Origin of the sequence: uncultured Methylibium sp. (genome assembly GCF_902826655.1) — a bacterium.
In the GTDB taxonomy this organism is placed as follows: Bacteria; Pseudomonadota; Gammaproteobacteria; order Burkholderiales; family Burkholderiaceae_C; genus Methylibium.
Map to the genome: position 1 here is coordinate 1 of NZ_CADEFR010000024.1, position 23,718 is coordinate 23,718.

The following is a 23,718-nucleotide window of genomic DNA, read 5'->3' on the forward strand; positions in this document are numbered from 1 at the left end:
ACCACGGCGGCAAGGGCAGCGAGGCCCACAAGGCCGCCGTGACCGGCGACACCGTCGGCGATCCGTACAAGGACACCGCCGGCCCGGCCGTCAACCCGCTGATCAAGATCATCAACATCGTGGCGCTGCTGATCGTGCCGCTGCTGCCCGGCGTGACCGGCGGTGCGGCCTCGCACGGTGCGGCCCCCGCTGCGGCACCGGCGGCGGCAACGACCACCGCGGCGGCCCCGGCCGCTGCCGGCGGTGCCAGCATCAAGGTCGAGAACGGCGTCGTGAAGTTCTACTTCGCCACCGCCTCGGCCGCGGTGGCCGATGGCGCGGCCGCGGCCCTGGCCGATGTGGCCAAGGGCGTGGCCGGCGGCAAGAAGGCCGTCGTCAGCGGCTTCCACGACTCCACCGGCGACCCGGCCAAGAACGAGGAGCTGGCCAAGCAGCGCGCGCTCGCCGTGCGCGATGCGCTCAAGGCCGCCGGCGTCGCCGAGGACAAGGTCGAGCTGAAGAAGCCCGAGCAGCTGAATGCCGGCGACGCGGCCGAGGCGCGGCGCGTCGAGGTCAAGCTCGAGTAGACACCGCTCGACGTGAACCGGAAGGCCCGCTTCGGCGGGCCTTCTTCATGGCCGGCCGGGCAGCATGTGGCGCAGCGTGTCGTCGCCGCGGATGCGGTGGTGGTAGATCGCCGCCGCGGCATGCAGCGCGATCAGCGCGTAGACGGCACGCCCGATATCGCCGTGCCAGCCGCGCAGCTGCTTGCCGAGGTCCTTGTCCTCGGCGAGCAGCGGCGGCAGCTCGATGCCGAAGAAGATCACCTCGTCGCCGCGCAGGCCCATCATCGCCAGGGCGAGCAGCGGCATGCCGATCATGAAGGCATACAGCAGCGCATGCGACAGCCGCGCCGCCCGCCGCTGCCACGCCGGGAGCGGCGGGTGGATCGCCGGTGTGCCGCCGAACCAGCGCGCGACCAGGCGGACCAGCGCCAGCCCCAGCACCGTGAGTCCGCAGCTGAAGTGCGCCTGGCGCATGAAGTCGCGCTCCGGCGTGCCGCGCTCGAACAGCACGCGCAGCTCCGTGAACGCATAGGTCAGCGCGATCAGCCCCAGCATCAGCCAGTGCAGGGCGATCGACAGGTCGCTGTAGCGGGTCACGGGATGGCGGTCTGGCATGGCGGTCCTTCGCGGCGAGGCAAGGCAAAGCAAGAAAAGCCGCGGACGATCGCTCGCCCGCGGTGAAACGGCCCCCTTCACAGGACCGGACTCAGAACCACGACGGTCGACTCAGAAGCGGACGCGTGCTCCCACGAACACCTGCCGCGGCGCCCCGGCGAAGGCGCCGTTGACGCGGCTGACGAGGTAGGTCTTGTCGGTCAGGTTGGTGGCGCTCAGGTAGAGCGTGGCGCCCTGCTGCGGCAGACGCAGGTTCACCGAGGCGTTCAGCGTCGTGTAGCTCGGGATCAGGCCCGACTGCCCGTCGGCCGCCGCCTCGCGCGTGTTCAGCGCATCGGTGTACTGCTCGCCGACATGGCTGACGCCGATGCGCGCGTCCCACAGCGACCCGTGCTCGTAGCCGAGACTCGCCGACACCGTCTGCCGCGGCGCGTACGGCAAGCGCTTGCCGCGCGCGTTGCTGAACACCGTCGTCTCGTCCTCGCCCGGTGCGAAGTCGGGGGTCAGCAGGTCGCTGTCGAACCGGGCCGTGAACAGGTTCGTGTAGCTCAGGCTCAGGTAGGGGTTGTTCGTGCGGCCCTGCAAGCGCCCGAAGTCGACACGCGCGCCGAGCTCGACGCCGCGGTTCAGGCTGCGTCCGGCGTTGGCGAAGGTCTGGCCCTGCCCGACGGCATAGCCCGGCAGGATCTGGTTCTTGAAGTCGATCTGGAACAGCGTCGCCTCGACCTGCACTCCGGTCGCGGGCGCGCTGCGGGCCCCGATCTCGATGTTGGTGCTGATCTCGGGGTCGACCTTCTGCAGATCGGCATCGCCGGGCGGCAGGTTGGCGTCGGGTCGCGGCGGCGCGATGCCGCGGTGGACGCCGGCGAACAGCGTCGTGCCGGGCCAGCCGAACCAGGTCACGCCCAGGCCGGGCAGCAGTTCGGTGTGACGCTGCGCGGTCTCGGCGGGCGGCGACACCGGCGCGAACTCGTCCTGCGTGATGCGGTTCTTCTGGCGGTAGTTCTCGTAGCGCAGTCCGGGCGTGAACGACCAGTGCCCGGCATGGAAGGTGTTCTGCACGTAGGCCGCGACCGCCTCGGTCTCGATGTCGAACTCGTCGCGCAGGCCGGTGCCGGGCGAGTCCTCGCGCGCCGTCGCGAAGGCGCCGTTGTAGCGTTTGCGGTTGATCGTCTCCTTGTGCAGGCGCAGGCCGACCACCAGCTCGCTGCGCAGCCCGAACAGGCCGTGCTGCAGCTCGAGGCGCGGCTCGATGCCGTAGAACTCGTAGGTGCGCGGCCGCATCTGGTTGCCGCAGACCGACGCGAACTGCTCGAAGCCGCCGGGCACGCTGTAGTCGACGTCGACCGGACAGCCGGCGACGATGCCGCTGCCGTCGGCCCCGACCTCGTCGTAGCGCAGGCCCTCGCGCTCCTTCTCGGCCTCGACGCCATCGGCATCGGCCTCGACGATCGCGTCGAGCTGCCGATACGACGCGCGCTCGACCTTCTGGTAGTAGACCTGCGTAGCCAGGCGACTGGTGTCGGAGAAGTTGAAGGTGTGCACCGCCTGCAGGCTGCGCCGCTCCAGCTCGAACACGTCGTTGCGGAAGGCGTTCTGGAACGGATCGGTGTCGAAGCGGGCCTGGTCGAGGCCGGCCTCGCCGAAGCGCGAGTCCTCGTCGTAGTAGCCGAAGCGCAGGCGCAGCGACTGCTGCGTGCCGAGGTCGAACTCGGTCTTGAGCGACACGTCGCGGATGCGGTGATGGCTGCCGTCGCGGCTGCCGTTGCCGCGACGCATCGCGGCTTCGGCCAGCCAGCCGCCCCAGGCGCCACCGCTGCCCACGCTGGCAGCGGCCCGTCCGAAGGCCCGGTCGCCGACCGACAGGTCGACGCTGCCCTCGAAGGCCCGCGGCACCGCGCGCGTGACGAAGTTGATGACGCCGCCGACCGTCTGCGGTCCGTGGACGATCTGGCCCGAGCCCTTGATCACCTCGATGCGCGACAGCCGCTCCAGCGGTGTGTGGTAGTGCGCTGTCGGGTCGCTGTACGGCGCCAGGTGGATCGGCATGCCGTCTTCCAGCAGCAGGGTGCGGCTGGTGCGTCGCGGGTCGAGGCCGCGCACGCCGATGTTCAGGTTCAGGCCGAAGGCGTCCTCGCCGACGACGTGCAGCCCGGGCACGCCCTGCAGGGCTTCGCGGATCGAGTACGGCCGTTCCGCCTCGAGCTGACGAGAGCCGACCACCACGCTCGAGCCGGGCACCGCCTCCAGCTGGTTGGGCAGGGCCGCGGTCACCGTGACCGGCGGCAGGGCCGTCACCGGCGCGGCAGTCTGGGCAACGGCGCCGGTCGCCACCAGGCAAGCCGCTGCCACCGCGGCGGGCAGCGCCCGGCGCGGCATCTTGCGTTGTCTCATCGCATCCTCTCGTTGTGGTCCAACCGTCAAGATCTTGACGATTAGTTGACATCAAGCTGTCAACGAGGGCTGATCATCGACAACGAATGAGAGATCCACCAGGGAATTTCTCCCGTCCTGAACGGAGAGCGCCGCGGCGCGGCTCAGGCCGGGGTCGCGGCGTTCGCGATCAGACGCGGCATGTTGGCCATCGCGGCCGGCACCGACGCCTTGAGGCGGGCCAGGATCGCCTGCTTGTCGGCGTCCTGCTTGTCGGCGCCGGCCGTCAGCCGGCCGAAGGCGTCGAGCCGGCAGTGGCGGATCCACTTTCGCAGCACTTCGTCCTGGTTCCAGTGGAACTGGTTGGCCAGCGCCGCCGCCACCGTGCGCGGGTAGTCGGCCGCGACATGCGGGAACGGCACCGGCGCGCACAAGCGATTCTTGAGCGCATCGTCGTCGTGGTGAGCCTCGATCCACGCGGTGAGCGCCGCACTGAAAGCTACCAGCGGCGCACGCAACAGCTGCACGACGATGCGGTCCGGCTGGAACACCGGCTCCGACGCCCTGAACCCGACGGCCGACGCGGTGCAGTCGACGTAGAGACTGCCCGGCTCGACGTCCGCGCGCCCCTGCTCCAGCACCATGTGGTCGGCCGCCAGCGTGCGCGCGCGGCCGAGGCGCAGCACGCGCCGGATGCGGCGCAGCACCTCGACCTCGGCTTCCGACAGCGTCGCGAAGTGGAACATCGTCGGCAGACGCTCGCGATCGATGCGCAGCATGGCGCCGCAGGCCTCCAGGCGCAGGAACAGGTCGTCCGCCGAACTCGCCTGTGCCATCGCCTCCATCTGGTCGGCCTGCCCGCCGATGGCCTCGTTGAAGAACTCGGGCGCGTTCTGCGTCGTCAGCCGGTTGGTCACCCACGAGTCGCGCGGCACGACCCAGGTGATCGCGTCGGCATCGGCACCCGACTGCAGCAGCCAGATGCAGGTGTCCATCGCGGTCTTGCCGGCACCCAGCACGACGAAACGCCGCGGCACGATGCCGCCCTGCGACCGGTGCCACAGCCCCGGCAGGCTGTTCGGCGGCACGACGTGCACGCCCTCGCCGACCTCGAAGCCGCGCACGTGCGTCGAGGGCACGGCCGGGGTGAACCAGGTCGCATCGACGATCTTGCGGCGCACCGTGAACGGCGTGCGCGCCCCCGACAGCAGCGACTCGACCTCGCCGCCGCCGAGATGGTTGCTCAGCGGGTGATAGCTCACGCGCCCGCTGGCCAGCAGGCGATGGTTCATCACGCGGTCGAAATAGCCGCAGACCTCGGGGCCGCTCGCCAGCTCGTACAGGCCGCGGTTCAGCCCGACCGGGTCCTTGAGGCCGCTGCCCATCTCCAGCGAGGCGACACCGTAGAACGACGACGGCTGGTGCAGCGTGACGAACGGATAGGCGTCGTTCCAGTGACCGCCGGGCTTGCCCTGCCGGTCGACGATCGTGACATGCGCGTCGGTCTCGGCGATCAGCGTGTCGGCGAAGGCCAGACCGGTCGCGCCGGCACCGACGATCAGGTAGTCGGTGCTCGCGGATCGCATGAAGGTCTCGCGGTGCCGGCGGGCAGGCTCAGCGCCGGGCCGGCGGCAGGTCGGTGCAACTGCCGTGCGCCACCTCGGCGGCCATGCCGATGCTCTCGCCCAGCGTCGGGTGCGGGTGGATCGTCTTGCCGATGTCGACGGCGTCCGCACCCATCTCGATGGCCAGCGCGATCTCGCCGATCATGTCGCCGGCATGCGTGCCGACGATGCCGCCGCCGACGATGCGGTGCGTCTCCTCGTCGAACAGCAGCTTCGTGAACCCCTCGTCGCGGCCATTGGCGATGGCGCGGCCCGAAGCGGTCCACGGGAACAGGCCCTTCTTCAGCTTCATTCCGCGTGCCTTGGCCTCGTCCTCGGTCACGCCGACCCACGCCACCTCGGGGTCGGTGTAGGCCACGCTCGGGATCACGCGCGCGTCGAACTGCGACTTGGCGTCGCCGCTGGCCACCTCGGCCGCCACGTGGCCCTCGTGCACCGCCTTGTGGGCCAGCATCGGCTGCCCGACGATGTCGCCGATCGCGAAGATGTGCGCCACGTTGGTCCGCATCTGCACGTCGACCGGGATGAAACCCCGCTCGCCAACGATCACGCCGGCCTTGTCGGCACCGATCTTCTTGCCGTTGGGCGTGCGGCCGACGGCCTGCAGCACCAGGTCGTACACACCCTCGCTCTTCGCGCCGTCGAGTCCCTCGAACTGCACGCGGATGCCGTCCTTGGTCGCCTCGGCACCGACGGTCTTGGTCTTGAGCATCAGCTTGTCGAAGCGCGGCGCATTCATCTTCTGCCAGACCTTGACCAGGTCGCGGTCGGCGCCCTGCATCAGGCCGTCGAGCATCTCGACGACGTCGAGCTTGGCGCCCAGCGTCGAGTAGACCGTGCCCATCTCCAGGCCGATGATGCCGCCGCCGATCACCAGCATCTTCTTCGGCTGCTGGCGCAGCTCGAGCGCCCCGGTGCTGGTGACGATGCGCGGGTCGTCCTTCGGCAGGAAGGGCAGCTTCACCGCCTCGGAGCCGGCCGCGATGATCGCGTTCCTGAACCTGATCGTCTGCGCCTTGCCGTCGGCCGCGGTGACCTTCAGGTGGTGCGGATCGGCGAATTCGCCGACGCCCTGAACCACCGTCACCTTGCGCATCTTGGCCATCGCGCTCAAGCCCCCGGTCAGCTTGCCGACGACCTTGTTCTTGTGTGCGAGCAGCTTGCCCAGGTCGACCTGCGGCTTGCCGAAGCTGATCCCCAACGCGTCGAAGTGCGAGACCTCGTCCATCACCGCGGCGACGTGCAGCAGCGCCTTCGAGGGGATGCAGCCGACGTTCAGGCACACGCCGCCGAGCGTCGGATAGCGCTCGACCAGCACGGTCTTCATGCCGAGGTCGGCCGCGCGGAAGGCCGCCGAGTAGCCGCCGGGCCCGGCGCCGAGCACCAGCATGTCGCACTCGAGGTCGGCGCCGCCGGTGTGGCTGGCCGCCTGCGGCGCCGCGACCGCGGGGGTCACCGGCGTGGCAGCGGGTGCCGACGCGGGCGTCGGGGCTGCCGCTGCAGCGCCGGCGGCCTCGAGCGTCAGGATCACCGAGCCTTCGTTGACCGTGTCGCCGAGCTTGAGCTTGAGCTCCTTGACGACGCCCGCGTGGCTGGCCGGAATCTCCATCGAGGCCTTGTCGCTCTCGACCGTGATCAGGCTCTGCTCCGCCGCGACCGCGTCGCCCGGCTTGACCAGCACCTCGATGACGGCGACGTCCTTGAAGTCGCCGATGTCCGGAACCTTGATGTCGATGATCGCCATCGCCGGCCCCCTACAGCAACACGCGGCGGAAGTCCGCCAGGATCTGACCCAGGTAGGCGTTGAAGCGAGCCGCCGCCGCGCCGTCGATCACGCGGTGGTCCCAGCTCAGCGACAACGGCAGGATCAGCCTCGGCGCGAACTGCTTGCCGTCCCACACCGGGCGCGTCGCGCTCTTGCAGACGCCCAGGATCGACACCTCGGGCGCATTGATGATCGGCGTGAAGTAGGTGCCGCCGATGCCGCCGAGCGAGCTGATGCTGAAGCAGCCGCCGCTCATGTCGGCGGGCCCCAGCTTGCCGTCGCGCGCCTTGGCCGCGAGTTCGTTCATTTCCTTGCTGATCGCGAGCACGCCCTTCCTGTCGGCGTCCTTGATCACCGGCACGACCAGGCCGTTGGGCGTATCGGCCGCAAAACCGATGTGGAAGTACTGCTTGAGGACGATCTGGTCGCCATCCAGCGACGCATTGAACTCCGGGAACTTCTTCAGCGCCGCGACGGCCGCCTTGATCAGGAAGGCCAGCATCGTGACCTTGACGCCCGACTTCTCGTTCTCCTTGTTGAGCTGCACGCGGAAGGCCTCGAGCTCGGTGATGTCGGCGTCGTCGTGGTTCGTGACATGCGGGATCACGACCCAGTTGCGGTGCAGGTTGGCGCCGCTGATCTTCTTGATGCGCGACAGGTCCTTGCGCTCGACCGGGCCGAACTTGGTGAAGTCGACCTTGGGCCAGGGCAGCAGGTCGAGCCCACCGCCGCCGGCAGCGGTCGCTGCCTTGCCGGCAGGCGCGGCCGTGCGCGCGCCGCTCATCACGGACTTGACGAAGTTCTGCACGTCCTCGGGCGTGATGCGTCCCTTCAGGCCGCTGCCCTTGACCTCGGCCAGCGGCACACCCAGCTCGCGCGCGAAGCGGCGCACGGAAGGAGAGGCGTGCGGCAGGTGGCCGCTCGGCGTCGTCGGCTCGTGGGCCGGCAGCGCTGCGGTCGGCGGCGTGCGTTCGACGGGCTGGCTCGCCAGCGGCGCCGGCGCCGGCGCGGCAGCGGCCGGCGCCGGCCCGGGTGCGGGCACAGGAGCCGCCGCACCTGCCGCTCCGGCCAGCACCGCGATCGGCGTTCCCTTGGACACCTTGTCGCCAACCTTCACCAGCAGCGTCTGCAGACGCCCGGCCTGGGGCGACGGGATCTCCATCGAGGCCTTGTCGCTCTCGACGGTGATCAGGCTCTGCTCGGCCTTCACGTCCTCGCCGGGACGGGCCAGCAGCTCGATCACGGCGACCTCGTCGAAGTCGCCGATGTCCGGGACGACGACTTCGACCGTGCCGCCCGCGGGGGCCGCGGCAGCGGCAGCGGCAGCGGCAGCGGCAACCGGCGGTGCGGCGACAGGCGCCGTGGCAGCGGCTGGGGCCGCCGGCGCCGTGGCCGGGGCCGACGCGCCGGCCGTCTCCAGCAGCAGCACGACCGAGCCCTCGCGGACCTTGTCACCGAGCGCGACGCGCAGTTCCCTGACGGTGCCGGCGTGGCTGGCCGGGATCTCCATCGAGGCCTTGTCGCTCTCGACCGTGATCAGGCTCTGCTCGGCCTTGATCGCATCCCCCGCCTTCACCAGCACCTCGATCACCTCGACCTGATCGAAGTCGCCGATGTCGGGCACCTTCACTTCCACGAGCGCCATGTTCCGTCTCCGTTCTCGTTCTGTTCTGCGCCGCGCCCGGAGCGCGCTTCAGGCGTACAGCGGGTTCAGCTTGTTCGCGTCGATGCCGTACTTCTTGATGGCCTCGGCGGCCTTGGTCGCCGGCAGCTTGCCGTCGTCGGCCAGGGCCTTCAGCGCCGCCACCACGATGTAGTGGCGGTTGATCTCGAAGTGCTCTCGCAGCTTGGTGCGGAAGTCGCTGCGGCCGAAGCCGTCGGTCCCCAGCACCTTGTAGGCGCGACCGGCCGGCACGAAGGCCCGGATCTGCTCGGCGTAGGCCTTCATGTAGTCGGTCGATGCGACCACCGGCCCGGCATGCGGCTCGAGCTGCTCGGTCACGAAGGCCTTGCGCGGCGTCTCGGTCGGGTGCAGCAGGTTCCAGCGCTCGGCGTCCTGGCCGTCGCGCGCCAGTTCGTTGAAGCTCGGGCAGCTCCAGACGCTGGCCGTCACGCCCCAGTCGGCCTCGAGCAGGGCCTTGGCCGCGATCGACTCGCGCAGGATGGTGCCGCTTCCCAGCAGGTTGACGCGCGGCGCGTCCTTCTTCTTCGCCGGCGCGCCCTCTTCCAGCAGGTACATCCCCTTGATGATCTGCGCCTCGGTACCCGGCTTCAGGCCGGGGTGCGGGTAGTTCTCGTTGAGCAGGGTGATGTAGTAGTAGACGTTCTCCTGGCGCTCGACCATGCGCTTCAGGCCGTCGTGCAGGATCACCGCGACCTCGTGGGCGAAGGTCGGGTCGTAGCTGATGCAGTTGGGGATCGTGCCCGCGAGGATGTGGCTGTGGCCGTCCTCGTGCTGCAGGCCCTCGCCGTTGAGCGTGGTCCGGCCCGAGGTGCCGCCGAGCAGGAAGCCGCGCGCCTGCATGTCGCCGGCGGCCCAGCACAGGTCGCCCACGCGCTGCAGACCGAACATCGAGTAGTAGATGTAGAACGGGATCATCACGCGGTTGTTCGTCGAGTACGACGTCGCCGCGGCGACCCACGAGCTCATGCCGCCCGCCTCGTTGATGCCTTCCTGCAGGATCTGCCCGGCCTTGTCCTCGCGGTAGTACATCACCTGGTCCTTGTCGACCGGCGTGTAGTTCTGGCCTGCGGGGTTGTAGATGCCGATCTGCCGGAACAGGCCTTCCATGCCGAAGGTCCGTGCCTCGTCCACCAGGATGGGCACGGTGCGCGGCCCGAGGGTCTTGTCGCGCAGCAGCGTGGTCAGGAAGCGCACGTACGCCTGGGTCGTGCTGATCTCGCGGCCCTCCGCGGTCGCGTCCAGCACCGCCTGGAAGGCCGACAGCTCCGGCACGGCGAGCTGCTCGTCGGCCTTGGTGCGGCGCTTGGGGAGGTAGCCGCCCAGGGCCTGCCGGCGCGCATGCAGGTACTGCATCTCCGGCGAGTCGTCGGCCGGCTTGTAGAACGGGATGTCGTGCAGCTTGTCGTCGGGGATCGGGATGTTGAAGCGATCGCGGAAGGCCCGCACGTCCTCGTCCACCAGCTTCTTGGTCTGGTGGGCCGTGTTCTTGCCTTCGCCGATCTTGCCCATGCCGTAGCCCTTGACGGTCTTGATGAGCAGGACCGTCGGCTGGCCTTTGTGGTGGACCGCTGCGTGGTAGGCCGCGTGCACCTTGTGCGGGTCGTGGCCGCCGCGGTTCAGGCGCCAGATGTCGTCGTCGCTGAGCTTGGACACCATCTCCAGCAACTTGGGATGCTGGCCGAAGAAGTGCTTGCGCACGAAGGCGCCGTCATTGGCCTTCATGGCCTGGTAGTCGCCGTCGATGGTCTCCATCATCACCTTGCGCAGCAGGCCTTCCTTGTCGCGCGCAAGCAGCGGGTCCCAGTAGCTGCCCCAGATCAGCTTGATGACGTTCCAGCCCGAGCCGCGGAACTCGCCCTCTAGCTCCTGGATGATCTTGCCGTTGCCGCGCACCGGGCCGTCGAGGCGCTGCAGGTTGCAGTTGATGACGAAGATCAGGTTGTCGAGCTTCTCCCGCGCCGCGAGGCCGATCGCGCCGAGCGACTCGGGCTCGTCCATCTCGCCGTCGCCGCAGAAGACCCAGACCTTGCGCTGCGAGGTGTCGGCGATGCCGCGCGCATGCAGGTACTTCAGGAAGCGCGCCTGGTAGATCGCCATCAGCGGCCCCAGGCCCATCGAGACCGTCGGGAACTGCCAGAAGTCGGGCATCAGCTTCGGGTGCGGATAGCTCGACAGGCCCTTGCCGTCGACCTCCTGCCGGAAGTTCAGCAGTTGCTGCTCGGTGATGCGTCCTTCCATGAAGGCACGCGCATAGATGCCGGGCGACGAGTGGCCCTGGATGTAGAGCAGGTCGCCGCCGTGCCTGCCGCCCTTGTCGGTGTCGTCGGCATGCCAGAAGTGGTTGAACCCGGCGCCGAACATCGTCGCCAGCGAGGCGAAGCTGGAGATGTGGCCGCCGAGGTCGCCGCCGTCGGCCGGGTTCAGGCGGTTGGCCTTCACGACCATCGCCATCGCGTTCCAGCGCATGTAGGCGCGCAGGCGCTCCTCGACATCGATCTGGCCGGGACTGTGCTGTTCCTGGCCGGCGGAGATCGTGTTGACGTAGGGCGTGGTGGCCGAGAACGGCATGTCGATGCCGGCCTGGCGCGCCTCGTCGATCAGGCGCTCGAGCAGGAAGTGCGCGCGCGACGGGCCTTCGCTCTCGATGACTGCGGCGAGGGCCTCCAGCCACTCGCGTGTCTCCTGGCTGTCGGTGTCGCTCGCATCGTTGGCGGCCGACCGGCCGAAGGACTCCGGAACTGCGGACATGGCTTGTCTCCTGGTGTCAGGCGCTGTCGTCGCGCCTCGGTGTGCGGTGTTCGAAGTCTGTCACAGCCTCTCGAAAATTTCAAATAGCGCGACTTGATTTCATATTGTGGATACTACGCATCCTCGCCCCCGGACCGGGGCCGAAGTCCGGCGCGCCGGGTTCGATAATCCGCGCATGGCCGTCCCCGCGCCCGACTCCACCCTCGATCCACTCGCTTCGCCGCCGCGGCGCCTGTTCTGGGCATGGTGGAAACGCCAGTCGCCGGCCCGGCAGGATCGCTTCGCCACGCTCGCGCCGCTGCTGTCGGTGCTGCTCTTCCTCGCGGCGATCATCACGGCCTTCTGGTATCTGCGCAACGAGGAATTCGAGCGCGAGCAGGAGTCGGTCAAGCGCGACACCGAGATCGCCCAGCAGCAGATTCGACTGCGGTTGATCGAGAACCAGGAGCAGCTCGTCCGCATGGCGCGCGAGGTCGCGACCCGCAGCATCGACCTCGACGAGTTCCTGGGCCAGGCGGTCAGCTTCGCGCGGGAGCGGCCCGAGATCGTCAGTGTCAGCTGGCTCACGGCGGACCAGTCCGTCAAGGCGCACCACATGTCGCCCAATCACCCGGGCGATCCGGTGCGATGGCCCCAGGAGAACTCGACGACGACGGCCTCGCCCTCGCAGGTCACCGAGCCGGCCTGGGCCTTTGCCGCCGCCCGCGACCTGCGGCAACCGGTCTACTCGCGACCCTTCGAGGGCGGCGCGGCACAGGCCGTGTTCCAGGTCCACGTGCCGCTGGTCGATCGCAGCGCGTTCGCAGGCACGGTCGTCGCGGAGTATTCGGTGGAGGCGCTGTTGCGCTACTTCGTGCCGGCCGAGGTGACGCGCCGTCACGCGATCAGCCTGCTCGACAGCAACGAGCGCGTGCTCGCCAGCAGCGTCTCGCGCGAGCCGCCCGGCAGCACACGCCGCAGCGGCATCGTCCACGAGATCGCGCTCGCACCGTCCGGCAACGGCCTCGTGGTACGCGGCCAGGGGTGGCGCACCTCGATCGGCCTGATCGGCAACACGCTGTTCTGGATGGTCGTGGCGCTGTCGGCCCTGACCGTGTGGATGCTGCTCGGCACGTGGCGCCACATGCGGCGGCGCTCGCAGATGCAGAGCACGCTGGTGTCCGAGACCAACTTCCGGCGCGCGATGGAGAACTCCATGCTGACCGGCATGCGGGCGATGGATCTCGAAGGCCGCATCAGCTACGTCAACCCGGCCTTCTGCGCGATGACCGGCTTCGCCGAGAGCGAACTGATCGGGAGGCTGCCGCCCTTCCCGCACTGGCCGCCCGACCGCATGGAGGAGAACACGCGCCTGCTGCAGCAGGAACTGCAGGGCCGCAGCCCGGCCGGCGGCATCGAGGTCAAGGTGATGCGCAAGGACGGGACGCTGTTCGACGCGCGCATGTACGTCTCGCCGCTGATCGACGCCAAGGGCCACCAGACCGGCTGGATGACGTCGATGACCAACATCACCGAGGCCAAGCGCATCCGCGACCAGCTGTCGGCGTCGCACGAGCGCTTCACGACCGTGCTCGAGGGCCTCGAGGCGGCCGTGTCGGTGCTGTCCGTGGCCCAGGGCGAGCTGCTGTTCGCCAATCGCTCCTACCGCCTGTGGTTCGGTGCCGACTCGCGCGGCCACGCGCAACTGGCAGGTGCCGAGGAGAACCTGGCCGCGCTGCGCGAGGCCGATGAGAGCGTCGACAACTTCGGCGGACTGCCCACGCAGGAGCTGACCGAGGCGGCCGGCGATGCCCGCGAGGTCTTCGTCGAACCGCTGCAGAAGTGGTTCGACGTGCGGGCGCGCTACGTGCAGTGGACCGACGGCCGGCTCGCGCAGATGCTGATCGCCACCGACATCACCGCGCGCCGGCGCGCCGAGGAGCTGGCCTCGCACCAGGCCGAGAAGGCCCAGGTCACGAGCCGCCTGGTGACGATGGGCGAGATGGCCTCGAGCGTCGCCCACGAGTTGAACCAGCCGCTCACCGCGATCACGAACTACTGCAACGGCATGGTCTCGCGGGTCAAGGGGGACGCGATCGAGAAGCCGGACCTGATCGCCGCGCTGGAGAAGACCGCGCGCCAGGCGCAACGCGCCGGGCAGATCATCCACCGCATCCGCGCCTTCGTGAAGCGCAGCGAGCCGCAGCGCCAGGCCGCCAAGGCGCGCGACATCGTCGAGGACGCGGTGGAACTGGCCGGTATCGAGATCCGCCGACGCAACGTGCACATCCGCACCTACGTGGCACAGCGCCTGCCGGACCTGCAGGTCGACCCGATCCTGATCGAGCAGGTGCTGCTGAACCTGCTGAAGAACGCCGCCGAGGCGATCGACAACGCCCACCTGCCGCCGTCACGCCGCCACATCGAGCTGCGCGTCGTGCCCAAGCACACGCCCGAGGAAGGTGGCGTCATCGAGTTCAGCGTCACCGACCACGGCCCCGGCGTGCGCGACGAGGTGATGGCCCGTCTGTACGAGGCCTTCTTCTCCACCAAGCCCGACGGTCTGGGCATCGGGCTGTCGCTGTGCCGCTCGATCATCGAGTCGCACCGTGGCCGGATACGTGCCGAGAACCTCTACAATGGCAACGCCGTGACAGGCTGTCGCTTCGCCTTCACCCTGCCGGTCGAACTGGCCGCTCCGGCCGCCGAATCGGCCGGTCCCACGCTGATCGAAACCTCGTAAAGAGCGCGCATGAGCCTCATCCCGAAGAAGGGCACCGTGTACGTCGTCGATGACGACGAAGCCGTGCGCGACTCCCTGCAGTGGCTGCTCGAAGGCAAGGACTACCGCGTCAAGTGCTTCGACTCGGCCGAGTCCTTCCTGTCGCGCTTCGACCCGCGCGAGGTCGCCTGCCTGATCGCCGACATCCGCATGGACGGCATGAGCGGCCTGGAGCTCCAGGACCGCCTGGTCGAGCGCAAGAGCCCGTTGCCGGTCGTCTTCATCACGGGCCATGGCGACGTGCCGATGGCCGTCACGACGATGAAGAAGGGCGCGATGGATTTCATCGAGAAGCCCTTCAAGGAAGAAGAGCTGCTCGGCCTCGTCGAACGCATGCTCGACCAGGCGCGCGCTGCCTTCAGCCAGCACCAGGAGGCCGCCAGCCGCGACGCGCTGCTGAGCCGACTGACGACGCGAGAGGCCCAGGTGCTCGAGCGCATCGTCGCCGGGCGTCTCAACAAGCAGATCGCGGACGACCTGGGCATCAGCATCAAGACGGTCGAGGCGCACCGCGCCAACATCATGGAGAAGCTCAACGCCAACACCGTGGCCGATCTGCTGAAGATCGCGCTCGGGGCCCAGGCCAAGGCCTGAGGCCGATCCTGCCGACCAGGGCCGCCGCGAGCGGCCCTTTTCTTTGACGCCCGCTTCGACGAGGCAAGGACACAAGGACGCGCATGACCGCCAAGACCATCGACGGCAACGCCCTCTCCCGCCATCTGCGCCACGAGGTGGCCGAGCGCGCCGCCCTGCTGCGCGAGCGGGGTATCACCCCCGGCCTCGCGGTGATCCTGGTCGGCGAGAACCCCGCCTCCCAGGTCTACGTGCGCAACAAGGTCAAGGCCTGCCACGACAACGGCCTGCACTCGGTGCTCGAGCACTACCCCGCCGCGATGACCGAGGCCGAGTTGCTGGCCCGCATCAAGGCGCTCAACGCCGATGCCGCGATCCACGGCATCCTGGTCCAGCTGCCGCTGCCGGGCCACATCGACGCGCATCGCGTGATCGAGACGATCGCGCCGGCCAAGGATGTCGACGGCTTCCACGTCGCGAGCGCCGGCGCGCTGATGGTCGGCCAGCCCGGCTTCAGGCCCTGCACGCCCTACGGCTGCATGAAGATGCTCGAGTCGATCGGCTGCGACCCCAAGGGCAAGCACGCGGTCGTGATCGGCCGCAGCAACATCGTCGGCAAGCCGATGGCGATGCTGCTGTTGCAAGCCAGCGCCACCGTCACCATCTGTCACAGCGCGACCGCCGATCTGGGCTTTCATACGCGGCAGGCCGACATCGTGGTCGCCGCGGTCGGCAAGCGCAACGTGTTGACGGCGGACATGGTCAAGCCCGGCGCGGTCGTCATCGATGTCGGCATGAACCGCGACGAGCACGGGCGCCTGTGCGGCGACGTCGACCATGCCGGGGTCGCCAAGGTGGCCGGCCACCTGACGCCGGTGCCGGGCGGCGTCGGCCCGATGACGATCACTATGCTGCTGATGAACACGATCGAATCCGCGGAACGCAACGCGGCCTGACACTGTCACAGACATCCCGGACACCGGTCACGACCATGAGCAATCCCCTCCTCGACTCCGCGGCCCTGCCGCGCTTCGACGCCATCCGCCCGGCCCACGTCGCCCCGGCGATCGATGCGCTGCTGGCCGAAGCCCAGGCCGCGCTCGACAAGGCCACCGGCCCCGCGGTCCCGGCCGACTACGACGCGCTGTCGGCGGTGCTCGATGTCGCCACCGAACGCCTGGGCCGCGCCTGGGGCGCCGTGAGCCACCTCAACGCCGTCGCCGACACGCCCGAGCTGCGCGCCGCCTACACCGAGGCCCTGCCCAAGGTCACCGACTTCTACACCCAGCTCGGCGCCGACGAGCGGCTCTACGCCAAGTACAAGGCCATCGCCGGTGGCTCGCAGGCCGAGGCGCTGAATGCCGCGCGCCGCAAGGCCTTGTCCAACGCCATGCGCGACTTCGTGCTGTCGGGCGCCGAACTGCAGGGCGCGGGCAAGGAGCGCTTCGCCGCCATCCAGGCGCGCCAGGCCGAGCTGGGCCAGGCCTTCTCCGAGCACGTGCTCGACGCCACCGATGCCTGGAGCCACGTCGCCACCGAGGCGGAACTGGCGGGCGTCCCCGACGACGTCAATGCCGCCACGCGCGCCGCTGCGGCCGCCGACGGCCTGGCGAGCGGCCACAAGCTGACCCTGCACATGCCCGTCTACCTGCCGGTGATGCAGTACGCGCAGGACCGCGGCCTGCGCGAGCGCCTCTACCGCGCCCACGTCACCCGCGCCTCCGAGGCCGGCCCGGCCGAGCGCGACAACAGCACGGTGATGCGCGAGATCCTGGCCCTGCGCGAGGAGGAAGCCCGGCTGCTCGGCTACGCCAGCTTCGCCGAGGTCTCGCTGGTGCCCAAGATGGCCGACTCGCCGCAGCAGGTCGAGACCTTCCTGCGCGACCTGGCCCGCCGCGCCCGGCCGCACGCCGAGCGCGACCTCGCCGAGCTGCGCGACTTCGCCCGCAGCGAGCTCGGTCTCACGGACCTGCAGGCCTGGGACATCGCCTACGCATCCGAAAAGCTCAAGGAGGCGCGCTACGCCTTCAGCGACACCGAGGTGAAGCAGTACTTCACCGAGCCCAAGGTGCTGGCCGGCCTGTTCAGGATCATCGAGACCCTGTTCGAGGTGGCGATCCGCCCCGACAGCGCGCCGGTATGGAACGAAAGCGTGCGCTTCTTCCGCATCGACCGCACGGACCCGCAGGGGCCTGACGGCGCCCGCCAGCTCGTCGGCCAGTTCTACCTCGACCCGTACGCGCGCCCCGGCAAGCGCCCCGGCGCCTGGATGGACGACGTGCGCGGGCGCTGGGCCCGGCCCGAGGGCGGGCTGCAGACGCCGGTGGCCCAGCTGGTCTGCAACTTCGCAGCGCCCGTCAACGGCAAGCCCGCGCTGCTGTCGCACGACGACGTGACGACCCTGTTCCACGAGTTCGGCCACGGCCTGCACCACATGCTGACCCAGGTGGACGAGATCGGCGTGGCCGGCATCTCCGGCGTCGAGTGGGACGCGGTCGAGTTGCCGAGCCAGTTCATGGAGAACTTCTGCTGGGAGTGGGAGGTCGTGCGCCACATGACGGCACACGTCGACAGCGGCGAGCCGCTGCCGCGCGCGCTGTTCGACAAGATGCTCGCCGCGCGCAACTTCCAGAGCGGCTTGCAGACGCTGCGCCAGGTCGAGTTCGCGCTGTTCGACATGCGCATCCACGCCGAGCCGGCGGCGGCGATCGACATCCAGCGCTCGATCGACGCGGTGCGCCGCGAGATCGCGGTGCTGCAGCCGCCGGCCTTCAACCGCTTCCAGCACAGCTTCTCGCACATCTTCGCGGGCGGCTATGCGGCCGGCTACTACAGCTACAAGTGGGCCGAGGTGCTGAGCGCCGACGCCTACGCGGCCTTCGAAGAGGAAGGCGTGTTCAATCCCGCCGTGGGCCGCCGCTACCGCGAGGCCATCCTGGAAGCCGGCGGCAGCCGCCCGGCGATCGAGAGCTTCAAGGCCTTCCGCGGCCGCGAGCCGCGCATCGACGCCCTGCTGCGCCACCAGGGCATGGCAGACTGACAGCCTGTGCTTCACACTTGGGGGACTCCGCGATGACCCACCAACCCGTTGTCCGCGCGCTGCTGGTCCTCGGCCTGCTCGGGGCCGCCGGCTCGCCGCTGCTGGCCCAGTACAAGGTGGTCGACCCCGACGGCCGTGTCACCTACACCGACCGCCCGACGCCGTCGAGCACGGCCAAGGTGCAGCCGATCCGCACCACGCCCGGCAGCGAAACCGTGTCGTCGCTGCCCTACGAGCTGCGCCAGGTCGCCGAGCGCTATCCGGTCACGCTGTACAGCGGCGACAACTGCGACGCCTGCACGGCCGGGCGCAACATGCTGCGCCAGCGCGGCGTCCCCTTCACCGAGAAGACCGTCAAGACCGATGCCGACATCCAGGCGCTGAAGCGCCTCGAGTCCAGCAGCGAGCTGCCGGTGCTGCGCATCGGCACGCAGCAGCTCAAGGGCTACACCGACGCCGAGTGGCGCAGCTACCTCGACGCCGCCGGCTACCCGGCGCAGTCCAGGTTGCCGGCCAGCTACAAGAGCGCCGACCCGGCACCGCTGGTCGGCCAGACCACCGCGACGCCGCCCGCCCGGCCCGCGGCACCACCGCAGCCGCCGGCCCAGTTGCCGCCCGCGCTCGAGACAGCGCCGCAGGGCATCCGCTTCTAGCGCCGCTCTCAAGCAAATGTGGCTCCGCCACTTTGCTTGAACCCCCGCGGGGGGCGCTCAGTAGCGCAGCGTCTGCACGCCCTCGGGCGTGCCCAGCAGGCAGACGCTGGCGCGGTGGCGCGCGAACACGCCGACCGTCACCACGCCGGGCCACTGGTTCACCTCGGTCTCGAAGGCCAGCGGCTCGGCGATGCGCAGGCCGTGCACGTCGACGATGCACTGGCCGTTGTCGGTCACCACCCCCTCGCGCACGCGGGCGTCGCCGCCCAGCGCCGCGAAACGGCGGCGGACCTGCGCCACCGCCATCGGCACCACCTCGACCGGCAGCGGAAACCGCCCCAGCACGTCGACGCGCTTGGAGGCATCGGCGATGCACACGAAGCGCAGGGCCAGGTCGGCGACGATCTTCTCGCGCGTCAGCGCCGCGCCTCCGCCCTTGATCATGCAGCCCTGCGGGTCGATCTCGTCGGCGCCGTCGACGTAGACCGGCAGGGACTCGACCTCGCTCGCCTCGAAGACCCGGATGCCATGGGCCTGCAGCCGCTCGGTGCTGCGCACCGAACTCGACACCGCGCCGGCGATCTGCGACTTGATCCCCGCCAGCGCGTCGATGAAGCAGTCGACCGTCGAGCCGGTGCCCACGCCGACGATGCTGCCGGCCACGACGTGATCCAGCGCGGCGCGCCCGACGAGGGCCTTGAGTTCGTCCTGGTTCATGCATTCGCCTCGGGTTGCGACCGCATTATCCCGGCCGCTGCCGGCAGGGCCTCTGGGACAATCCGCCCATGCCTCTCGTTCCCTACGCCCTGGCGCGCCCTTTCCTCTTCGGCCTCGATGCCGAGCATGCGCACGAGCTGACGCTGGCCGCCATCGCGCGGCTGCAGGACACGCCGCTGCAGTGCACCTGGCAGCAGGCGCGCGTCGACGACCCTGTCACGGTGGCCGGCCTGCGCTTCCCCAACCGCGTCGGCCTGGCCGCCGGCCTGGACAAGAACGGCCGCTGCATCGACGGCCTGGGGGCGATGGGCTTCGGTTTCATCGAGGTCGGCACCGTCACGCCCAAGGCCCAGCCCGGCAACCCGAAGCCGCGCCTGTTCCGGCTGACGGCGGCGGACGCGCTGATCAACCGCCTGGGCTTCAACAACGACGGGCTCGAGGCCTTCGTCGCCAACGTGCGGCGCGCGCGCTTCCGCGAGCGCGGCGGCGTGCTCGGGCTCAACATCGGCAAGAACGCCGCGACGCCGATCGAGGACGCCGCCTCGGACTACCTGCTGGGCCTGGACGGCGTGTTCCCGCACGCCGACTACGTGACCGTCAACATCTCCAGCCCCAACACCAAGAACCTGCGCAGCCTGCAGAGCGACGCGGCGCTCGACGCGCTGCTCGGCGCGCTGCAGGAGCGGCGCCAGCAGCTCGTCGCGCAGCACCGGCGCAGCGTGCCGATGTTCGTGAAGATCGCACCCGACCTCGACGAAGCCCAGGTCGGCGTGATCGCCGCCACGCTGCGCAGGAACGCGATCGACGGCGTGATCGCCACCAACACGACGCTCGCGCGCGACGCGGTGCAGGGCCTGCCGCACGCCGGCGAGGTCGGCGGCCTCAGCGGCCGACCCGTCGCCGACGCCAGCAACCGCGTGATCGGCCAGCTGCGCGCAGCGCTCGGCGCCGGCTATCCCATCATCGGCGTGGGCGGCGTGATGAGCGGCGCCGACGCCCGGGCCAAGCGCGCCGCGGGCGCCGACCTGGTGCAGATCTACACCGGACTGATCTACCGCGGCCCCGCCCTCGTTCCGGAGGCCGCGCAGGCCCTGCGCGGCTGACCCCGCCCCCCGCGCCCAGGGGCCCCGGCTCGGGCACTGCCGCGAGCCGGGCCTTCGCCCCGGTGCTAAGCTGCGCGCCCCACCGGGGCGAAGGCCCCCGCTTCACGGAATCCAACATGCCCGGCTTGCTCCCCGACGTCGACCCGCAAGGCCTCCTCGAGTACTCGGTCGTCTACACCGACCGCGCGCTCAACCACATGTCCCAGAAGTTCCAGGGCGTGATGCGCGACATCTCGGCCACGCTGAAGGAGGTCTATCGCGCGAAGTCGGCGGTCGTCGTGCCCGGCAGCGGCAGCTTCGGCATGGAGGCCGTCGCGCGCCAGTTCGCGACCGGCCGGAAGGTGCTGGTGATCCGCAACGGCTGGTTCAGCTACCGCTGGACGCAGATCTTCGACATGGGCTCGATCCCGTCGGAAGCGATCGTGCTGAAGGCGCGCCGCGTCGAGGACGGCAAGCAGGCCGCCTGGGCGCCGGCACCGATCGCCGAGGTCGTCGCCACCATCCAGGCCGAGCGGCCCGCCGTCGTGTTCGCGCCCCACGTCGAGACCTCGGCCGGGATGATCCTGCCCGACGACTATCTCAGGCAGGTGGCCGATGCGGTGCACGCCGTCGGCGGTCTCTTCGTGCTGGACTGCATCGCCTCGGGCACGATCTGGGTCGACATGGCGGCCACCGGCGTCGACGTGCTGGTCAGCGCCCCGCAGAAGGGCTGGAGCGGCCCGCCGTGCTGCGCGCTGGTCGCGCTGAGCCCGCTCGCGCGCGAACGCATCGACGGCACCACCAGCACCAGCTTCGCCTGCGACCTGCGCAAGTGGCTGCAGATCATGGAGACCTACGAGGGCGGTGCCCACGCCTACCACGCGACGATGCCGACCGATGCGCTGACGCGCGTGCGCGACGTGATGAACGAGTCGCGCGCCATCGGCTTCGCGTTGCTGCACGCGCGCCAGCAGGAACTCGGCGATCGCGTGCGCGCGCTGTTCGCGCACAAGGGCATCAAGAGCGTCGCGGCGGCCGGCTTCCAGGCGCCGGGCGTGGTCGTCAGCTACACCGAGGACGCCGGCATCCAGACCGGCAAGAAGTTCCTCGGCCTGGGCCTGCAGGTCGCGGCCGGCGTGCCGCTGCAATGCGACGAGCCGGCCGACTTCCAGACCTTCCGCATCGGCCTGTTCGGCCTGGACAAGCTGCAGAACGTCGAGCGCACCGTGCGCTCGCTCGACGACGCGCTGAACCAGCTGCTCTGACCGGGCGCTAGCGGCCGGCGAGCTGCGACAGGATCGCCGCCGCCATGCGCCGCGCCGCGCCACGGTGCGCGGCCGCAAAGTCGAGGGCCTGCGTGGCCATGCGCCCCCGGACCGCCTCGTCGGCCAGCAGCGCGACGGCGCGCCGGACCGCCGACGCCAGGTCGCCGACCCGCTCGGCCGCACCGGCGGCGATCGAACGCTCCGCGGCCTCGGCGAAGTTGAAGGTGTGCGGCCCCATCAGCACCGGGCAGCCGCAGGCCGCCGCCTCGATCAGGTTCTGCCCGCCCAGCGGCGCGAAGCTGCCGCCCAGCAGCGCGACGCGCGCGGCCGCGTAGTAGGCCGGCAGCTCGCCCATCGTGTCGCCGAGCCAGACATCGGCGGCTCGCGCCGCGTCATCGGGGCCGGCCGCCGGCCACGCGCTGCGGCGCGACAGCGACAGCCCGGCACGCTCCACCAGCGCCGCCACCTCGTCGAAGCGTTGCGGATGGCGCGCCACGAGCAGCAGCCGGGCCGCCGAGGCCACAGAGGGCCACGCCGCCAGCAGTTCGGCCTCCTCGCCCTCGCGCGTGCTGGCGGCCAGCACCAGCGGCCGCGCACCGACCTGCGCCCACGCGCGGCCTTGCGCCAGCCGATCCGCATCGGGCGTCACGTCGAACTTCAGGTTGCCCGCGACCTCGACCTGCGGAGCGCCCGCCGCGCGCAGCCGCTCGGCATCGGCTTCGGTCTGCGCCAGCACGCGCGCCAGCGCGGCCATCGCCGGGCGCAGCAGCGCCTCGAAGCGCAGGCCGCGCCGCAGGCTCCTGTCGCTGAGCCGGGCGTTGACCAGCAGCACCGGCACGCCGGCGCGCGTCGCCCGGCGGACCAGGTTCGGCCAGACCTCGGTCTCCATCAGCACGCCCACCGCCGGCTGCCAGTGATCGAGGAAGCGCCGCACGGCCGCCGGCGCGTCGTAGGGCAGCCAGCACTGCGCGTCACCCGGCTGCAGCAGCGCCGCACCGGCCTCGCGTCCGGTCGCGGTGCCATGCGTCAGCAGCAGGCGCAGGCCCGGTCGGGCGGCACGCAGCGCATCGATCAGGGCCGCCGCGGCACGCGTCTCGCCCAGCGAGACCGCGTGGATCCACACCGCCCCCGGTCGCGCCGGCGGATAGCCCCGGCCGAAGCGCTCGGCCATCGCATGGCGGTAGAGCGGCTCGACGGCACCGCGCCGCCACAGCCTCACCCGGTAGAGCGGCGCAACGACCCACAGCAGCGCGTCATAGGCCCAGCGCGCCAGCGCCGCCTTCACGCGACGCGCTCCCAGGCCTGGATCGTCTGCGCCACCGTCGGCAAGTCCGCCTCGCTGGCCTGCAGCACCGCGGTCTTCGGCTGCCAGTAGGCCGCCGCGCGCCAGGCCTTGTCCTCGATGAAGAGCTGCACCGTCGGCCGGCCCAGCGTCGCCGACATGTGCGACAGCCCGGTGTCCAGGCCGATGCTGCCGTGGCAGCGCGCCATCACGGCGGCCAGCCGGTCGAGCGGCAGGCGCGGCAGCACGGCCGCCCCGGCGCCGACCTGCGCGGCGATCGCCTCGGCGCTGGCGCGCTCGTCGGCCGTGCCCCAGGGCAGCCAGACGCGCGCACCGCGCTGCACGAGCGAGCGGCCCAGTTCGGCCCAGTAGCCGGGCGGCAGCAGCTTCTGCGCCTTCGCCGAGCCGTGCACCAGCAGCACCGCGCGCGGATCGCTCCAGGGCGCGTCCTGCGGATCGAGCGCCGGCACCTGCCAGGGCACGACCGGCGGGCCCTCGGCGCGATGGCCCAGCGCGCGCGCCGCGAGGTCGCGCGAACGGTCGACCACGTGGATGCGCACCGGCATGTGCAGCGCCTCGTCGTAGGCCCAGCGCGCCGGCGCCTCGTAGGCCGAGCCGTCGGTGCGGTTGGCCAGGCCATAGCGGCGGCCGCGCGGCGCCAGCGGCGCGGCCCGGGCGATCAGCGCACTCTTGATCAGGCCCTGCAGGTCCAGCACCGCGTCGTAGCGCAAGCCGCGCAGGTGGCGCCAGAAGGCCGCGACCTCGTCGCGCGCCGCCCCCGGCGCCTTGCGCCAGCGCCGCAGCGCGATCGGCAGCACGTGCTCGACGCCGGCGAAGCAGCGCAGCAGCGGCACGAAGGCCTCCTCGGCCACCCAGTCGATGCGCGCGCCCGGGTGCGCGCGGTGGATGTCGGCCAGCACCGGCGCCGCATGCACGACATCGCCGAGCGAGGACAGCCGGACGATCAGCACCCGCATGGCGGCTGCGCGG

At 70.5% G+C, this 23,718-nt stretch carries 17 protein-coding genes; 8 read left to right on the forward strand and 9 right to left on the reverse strand.

Annotated elements, in window-relative coordinates; translation table 11 throughout:
• A partial coding sequence (locus tag QZV97_RS11520) for a sodium/proton-translocating pyrophosphatase (RefSeq protein WP_295642009.1) occupies positions 1-566 on the forward strand: 566 nt, incomplete at its 5' end.
• 45 nt (positions 567-611) lie between these two features.
• Here the strand turns inward: QZV97_RS11520 and QZV97_RS11525 are convergent.
• The 6 genes from QZV97_RS11525 to aceE form a co-directional block, all read right to left on the reverse strand.
• Positions 612-1,160 (reverse strand): cytochrome b, encoded by a 549-nt coding sequence (locus tag QZV97_RS11525; protein ID WP_295642011.1) that lies wholly within the window; start codon positions 1,158-1,160, stop codon positions 612-614.
• A gap of 111 nt (positions 1,161-1,271) precedes the next feature.
• The gene (locus QZV97_RS11530) at positions 1,272-3,554 is read right to left on the reverse strand and encodes a TonB-dependent receptor (RefSeq protein WP_295642014.1); all 2,283 of its coding nucleotides are present in this window, start codon (positions 3,552-3,554) and stop codon (positions 1,272-1,274) included.
• Positions 3,555-3,697: 143 nt separating this feature from the next.
• The gene (locus QZV97_RS11535) at positions 3,698-5,119 is read right to left on the reverse strand and encodes an FAD/NAD(P)-binding protein (protein WP_295642016.1); all 1,422 of its coding nucleotides are present in this window, start codon (positions 5,117-5,119) and stop codon (positions 3,698-3,700) included.
• Positions 5,120-5,147: 28 nt separating this feature from the next.
• Positions 5,148-6,902 (reverse strand): dihydrolipoyl dehydrogenase, encoded by a 1,755-nt coding sequence (gene lpdA / locus QZV97_RS11540; RefSeq protein WP_295642018.1) that lies wholly within the window; start codon positions 6,900-6,902, stop codon positions 5,148-5,150.
• 10 nt (positions 6,903-6,912) lie between these two features.
• Positions 6,913-8,568, reverse strand: coding sequence for a dihydrolipoyllysine-residue acetyltransferase (gene aceF, locus QZV97_RS11545; RefSeq protein WP_295642020.1), 1,656 nt, complete (start codon positions 8,566-8,568; stop codon positions 6,913-6,915).
• 48 nt (positions 8,569-8,616) lie between these two features.
• Positions 8,617-11,355, reverse strand: coding sequence for a pyruvate dehydrogenase (acetyl-transferring), homodimeric type (aceE, locus tag QZV97_RS11550; protein WP_295642022.1), 2,739 nt, complete (start codon positions 11,353-11,355; stop codon positions 8,617-8,619).
• 175 nt (positions 11,356-11,530) lie between these two features.
• Between aceE and QZV97_RS11555 the strand changes: the two genes are divergently transcribed.
• The 5 genes from QZV97_RS11555 to QZV97_RS11575 all read left to right on the forward strand — a co-directional run bounded on the left by QZV97_RS11555 (position 11,531) and on the right by QZV97_RS11575 (position 18,382).
• Entirely contained in the window at positions 11,531-14,077 is a 2,547-nt protein-coding gene (locus QZV97_RS11555; RefSeq protein WP_295642024.1) for a PAS domain-containing sensor histidine kinase, read from the forward strand.
• 9 nt (positions 14,078-14,086) lie between these two features.
• Positions 14,087-14,710 (forward strand): response regulator transcription factor, encoded by a 624-nt coding sequence (locus tag QZV97_RS11560; protein WP_295642026.1) that lies wholly within the window; start codon positions 14,087-14,089, stop codon positions 14,708-14,710.
• A gap of 83 nt (positions 14,711-14,793) precedes the next feature.
• The gene (gene folD, locus QZV97_RS11565) at positions 14,794-15,645 is read left to right on the forward strand and encodes a bifunctional methylenetetrahydrofolate dehydrogenase/methenyltetrahydrofolate cyclohydrolase FolD (protein ID WP_295642028.1); all 852 of its coding nucleotides are present in this window, start codon (positions 14,794-14,796) and stop codon (positions 15,643-15,645) included.
• A 35-nt stretch (positions 15,646-15,680) separates the two neighbouring features.
• A complete protein-coding gene (locus QZV97_RS11570; RefSeq protein ID WP_295642029.1) occupies positions 15,681-17,729 on the forward strand; it encodes a M3 family metallopeptidase in 2,049 nt (682 codons plus the stop codon).
• Positions 17,730-17,761: 32 nt separating this feature from the next.
• Positions 17,762-18,382: a DUF4124 domain-containing protein gene (locus tag QZV97_RS11575; RefSeq protein WP_295642031.1), complete on the forward strand. Its 621-nt coding sequence runs from the start codon at positions 17,762-17,764 to the stop codon at positions 18,380-18,382.
• 57 nt (positions 18,383-18,439) lie between these two features.
• Here the strand turns inward: QZV97_RS11575 and rpiA are convergent, their stop codons facing one another.
• On the reverse strand, positions 18,440-19,099 hold the full coding sequence (gene rpiA / locus QZV97_RS11580) for a ribose-5-phosphate isomerase RpiA (RefSeq protein WP_295642033.1): 660 nt from the start codon (positions 19,097-19,099) through the stop codon (positions 18,440-18,442).
• A 68-nt stretch (positions 19,100-19,167) separates the two neighbouring features.
• On the opposite strand from rpiA, the gene QZV97_RS11585 reads away from it, so the two are divergent.
• Both QZV97_RS11585 and QZV97_RS11590 read left to right on the forward strand, forming a co-directional pair.
• Positions 19,168-20,202, forward strand: coding sequence for a quinone-dependent dihydroorotate dehydrogenase (locus QZV97_RS11585; RefSeq protein WP_295642035.1), 1,035 nt, complete (start codon positions 19,168-19,170; stop codon positions 20,200-20,202).
• 116 nt (positions 20,203-20,318) lie between these two features.
• The gene (locus QZV97_RS11590) at positions 20,319-21,446 is read left to right on the forward strand and encodes an aminotransferase class V-fold PLP-dependent enzyme (RefSeq protein WP_295642037.1); all 1,128 of its coding nucleotides are present in this window, start codon (positions 20,319-20,321) and stop codon (positions 21,444-21,446) included.
• A 7-nt stretch (positions 21,447-21,453) separates the two neighbouring features.
• On the opposite strand, the gene waaA is transcribed toward QZV97_RS11590, so the two are convergent.
• Entirely contained in the window at positions 21,454-22,731 is a 1,278-nt protein-coding gene (gene waaA, locus QZV97_RS11595; RefSeq protein ID WP_295642039.1) for a lipid IV(A) 3-deoxy-D-manno-octulosonic acid transferase, read from the reverse strand.
• Positions 22,728-23,705, reverse strand: coding sequence for a lipopolysaccharide heptosyltransferase I (gene waaC / locus QZV97_RS11600; RefSeq protein WP_295642041.1), 978 nt, complete (start codon positions 23,703-23,705; stop codon positions 22,728-22,730). Before waaC ends, waaA begins: the two co-directional genes overlap by 4 nt.
• Between the last annotated feature and the right edge of the window lie 13 nt (positions 23,706-23,718).

Excerpts from the sequence above, each read along its gene's own strand:
- QZV97_RS11560 (WP_295642026.1), top strand. The coding sequence starts at position 14,087 with ATGAGCCTCATCCCGAAGAAGGGCACCGTGTACGTCGTCGATGACGAC.
- QZV97_RS11570 (WP_295642029.1), top strand. The coding sequence starts at position 15,681 with ATGAGCAATCCCCTCCTCGACTCCGCGGCCCTGCCGCGCTTCGACGCC.
- folD (WP_295642028.1), top strand. The coding sequence starts at position 14,794 with ATGACCGCCAAGACCATCGACGGCAACGCCCTCTCCCGCCATCTGCGC.
- aceE (WP_295642022.1), bottom strand. The coding sequence starts at position 11,355 with ATGTCCGCAGTTCCGGAGTCCTTCGGCCGGTCGGCCGCCAACGATGCG.
- lpdA (WP_295642018.1), bottom strand. The coding sequence starts at position 6,902 with ATGGCGATCATCGACATCAAGGTTCCGGACATCGGCGACTTCAAGGAC.
- waaC (WP_295642041.1), bottom strand. The coding sequence starts at position 23,705 with ATGCGGGTGCTGATCGTCCGGCTGTCCTCGCTCGGCGATGTCGTGCAT.
- QZV97_RS11590 (WP_295642037.1), top strand. The coding sequence starts at position 20,319 with ATGCCCGGCTTGCTCCCCGACGTCGACCCGCAAGGCCTCCTCGAGTAC.
- QZV97_RS11530 (WP_295642014.1), bottom strand. The coding sequence starts at position 3,554 with ATGAGACAACGCAAGATGCCGCGCCGGGCGCTGCCCGCCGCGGTGGCA.
- aceF (WP_295642020.1), bottom strand. The coding sequence starts at position 8,568 with ATGGCGCTCGTGGAAGTGAAGGTGCCCGACATCGGCGACTTCGATCAG.
- QZV97_RS11525 (WP_295642011.1), bottom strand. The coding sequence starts at position 1,160 with ATGCCAGACCGCCATCCCGTGACCCGCTACAGCGACCTGTCGATCGCC.
- rpiA (WP_295642033.1), bottom strand. The coding sequence starts at position 19,099 with ATGAACCAGGACGAACTCAAGGCCCTCGTCGGGCGCGCCGCGCTGGAT.
- QZV97_RS11575 (WP_295642031.1), top strand. The coding sequence starts at position 17,762 with ATGACCCACCAACCCGTTGTCCGCGCGCTGCTGGTCCTCGGCCTGCTC.
- QZV97_RS11555 (WP_295642024.1), top strand. The coding sequence starts at position 11,531 with ATGGCCGTCCCCGCGCCCGACTCCACCCTCGATCCACTCGCTTCGCCG.
- QZV97_RS11535 (WP_295642016.1), bottom strand. The coding sequence starts at position 5,119 with ATGCGATCCGCGAGCACCGACTACCTGATCGTCGGTGCCGGCGCGACC.
- QZV97_RS11585 (WP_295642035.1), top strand. The coding sequence starts at position 19,168 with ATGCCTCTCGTTCCCTACGCCCTGGCGCGCCCTTTCCTCTTCGGCCTC.